Below are 608 nucleotides of genomic sequence, written 5' to 3'. Positions count from 1 at the left end.
ACGTCAGGCGTATTCTCCAGCGGCTTTTCGCTGACGGTGGCGCCATCGATCCCAAAAATCCGCATGAGGTAGGCGGCCTGCCCGCCGAACTCGGTCTCCTGGCCGGAGGGAAAGCGCACCACTTGCGCGTTGAGTTCGAGCTGCTTGAAGGTCAGCTCTTCCGGCTCCAGCGGCCCGCCGGCCAGCCAGCCGGCATCGACGGCCTCGTCGAGTTGCGGCGTCCAGCGCCCGGCAACGCCGACGCAGCCGCCATCGGCATCCGGCGCGACACTGTAGACAGCGTTGAAATTGAACGGCAGCCGCGAGGCCAGCACCTTGCCGTTCTTCCTGAAGCTGTAGGCAAGACGGTAGATGAAACGCACTTCGCCGCAACCCTGGTCGCCGCTCAAGGCGGCGAAATCGCGCCGGTCGAGCCGGTTGACAACGCCGACCAGCCGAAAGCGCGCCGCTTCCGTCTTCAGCCAGCGCATGTCCATGATGCGGCCGACATTGCCGTCGGTAACCTCGTAGAGCGGTCGCCCTCCGGCCTTCATTTCGGCGCGCAGCGCGGCGACGTCGGCAGCGACCGTCTCGACGATGGCATGATAGGCCGGCGCCTTGTCGTAGAG

Annotated in this window: 1 pseudogene; it reads right to left on the bottom strand. The window is 66.0% G+C overall.

Annotated elements, in window-relative coordinates:
* Positions 1-608 (bottom strand): annotated as a pseudogene (locus EN781_RS33725) (hypothetical protein); the annotation flags it as partial.

The sequence above is a fragment of the Mesorhizobium sp. M4A.F.Ca.ET.090.04.2.1 genome (assembly GCF_003999085.1).
Taxonomy (GTDB): Bacteria; Pseudomonadota; Alphaproteobacteria; order Rhizobiales; family Rhizobiaceae; genus Mesorhizobium.
Note: the sequence above shows the minus strand (reverse complement) of the source record. Positions and strands in the feature narration are given on the sequence as shown.